Below are 2112 nucleotides of genomic sequence, written 5' to 3' on the forward strand. Positions count from 1 at the left end.
CCCCGGTCCCGGCCGCCCGCCCCGTCGAAACCGCCCGGCTGCCCGCCGAGGCCGAGAGCGACTGGGTCCGCCTGATGCTCGACTTCGAGAACGACCGCGCGCTCGCCGGGCAGGACCGGCGCCGCACCGGGACGGCGTGAGCGCGCGATGAGGTCCCGCACCCGACATTCGGCCGGTGGCTTGGTCGGCGCGCTCGCACGGGCCGCGGTGCTGATCGCGGCGCTGGCGGCGTCCGCAGGGCTCGCCGCCGGGCCCACCGCCGCCCAGAGCTTCCTCGGCGCCGGCCCGGCCGAGCGCCTGACGGTGCCGCCGACCGGCGACGCCCTGCGTCCGCCGCCGCCGCCGCCCGCCGCGCCGGCCCGGCCCGCCGCGCCCGAGGCCGAGCGCCGGATCTCCCCGCAGGCGGCGATCGCGCCGGCCCGGCGCTTCCCGGCCGGCACGCGGGGCTACCGCCTGTCGGGCGAGGAGGCCTCGCTCGCCTTCCCGGTCTACCTCACCGAGGCCCAGGCCCGGGGGAGCGCGCGGCTGCGCGTCTCCTACATCTCGTCGATCTCGGTCGCGCCCGAATCCTCGGAACTCGTGGGCAGCGTCAACGGCCAGCGGGTCGGCTGGACCCGGATCCAGGCGCCGGGCGCCGTGAAGGTGGTCGAGTTCGTCCTGCCCGAGGGCCTGCTGAAGGCGGGCTACAACGCCGTCACCCTGGCGGCGAGCCAGCGCCACCGTGTCGATTGCTCGATCGAGGCCACCTACGAGCTCTGGACTCAGATCGATCCCTCCCGCTCCGGCCTCGTGGTGCCGCCCGCGGGCGACCTCGACCTGAAGACGCTGGCAGCGCTGGAGCCCGACGAGAGCGGGGCGCTGCCCGTGGGCGTCATCCTCGCCGAGAAGCCGAGCCTGGAGCGCCTGGAGCGGATGATCGGCGCCGTACAGGCAGTGGCCCTGGTCGGGCGCCTCGCGCGGCCCGCCGTCACGTTCGGCGCCCCGCTCAATGGGCGCACCGGCGTGAACCTCCTGGTCGGCACGGCGGCCGAGATCCGCGGCTACGAGGGCATCGAGGAGGTCGGACCGATCACCGGGCCGCGCCTCGCCCTGCTGCCGCAGCGGGGGAGCCGGGCGCCGGTCCTCGTGGTCACGGGCCCCGGCGGGGCGGACGTGCGCCAGGCCATCGCCACGCTCGCGGCATCGGGCCAAGCATCGGGCCAAACATCCGGCCAAGCATCGGGCCAGGGCGAAGAGGGCCCCGCCGGGACGCCGGCCGGCACGGACCTCACCACCCTCACCCGCGGCTATCCGATCCGCGGCGGCGAGGATCTGACGCTCGAGCGGCTGGGGGTGGCGACCCGCGAGTTCAGCGGCCGCCAGCTCCGGGTCGCCTTCGAGGTGCGCTTCCCGGCCGATTTCGTGCCGGCCGACTACGGCAAGGTGATGCTGCATCTGGCCGGCGGCTACGCGGCGGGGCTGGAACCGAGCGCCCAGATCGTGGTGGACATCAACGGCCGCAACGCGGCGAGCGTGGCGCTGCCCTACAGTCGCGGCGAGGTCTTCGACGACAGCGCCATCCCGCTCCCCCTGAGCCTGTGGCGGCCGGGCCTGAACCGGGTCGAGATCAGCGCCCAGCTGCCGGCGCTGGCGGACCGGGCCTGCGACACGCTGGCGCCCGCCATGAAGCGGGCCCGCTTCCTCTTCCTCGACCGGACGCGCCTCGTCGTGCCCGCCCTCGCCCGCGCGGTGCGCCAGCCCGATCTCGCCGCCGTGAAGGCCGGCGCCGTGCCCTTCCTGGCGCCGGGCGCCCGCCCGCGCCTCGTCCTGCCGACGCCCGACCGCGACTCGGCGGACGCCGCCGCGACGCTCGTGGCCCGGCTCGCCATCGCGGCGGGCCGCGTCATCGACTTCGAGCTCGCCACCGACGAGCGGGCGGGCGGAGGGGCCGCAGGCGGCGGCGCGAGCCTCGTTGTCGCCCCGGTGCGCGCGCTCAACCCGGTGACGCTCCAGGCGGTCGGCCTCGATCCGGACCAGGTCCGGCGGATCTGGGAGGGCCGGGCCGAGACCGTGGCCACGCCCGGCCCCTTCGGGACCGAGGGCGTGCTCACCCTCGACCGGCTGCGCCGCAAC

1 protein-coding gene is annotated in these 2112 nt (G+C 76.8%); it reads left to right on the plus strand.

Annotation, left to right across the window (positions count from 1 at the left end; translation table 11 throughout):
• Positions 1–147 precede the first annotated feature (147 nt).
• On the plus strand, positions 148–2112 hold a 1965-nt coding region (locus AX737_RS21790), incomplete at its 3' end, for a cellulose biosynthesis cyclic di-GMP-binding regulatory protein BcsB (protein ID WP_066924861.1).

It is taken from the genome of Methylobacterium sp. CCH5-D2, assembly GCF_001556475.1.
Taxonomy (GTDB): domain Bacteria; phylum Pseudomonadota; class Alphaproteobacteria; order Rhizobiales; family Beijerinckiaceae; genus Methylobacterium; species Methylobacterium hispanicum.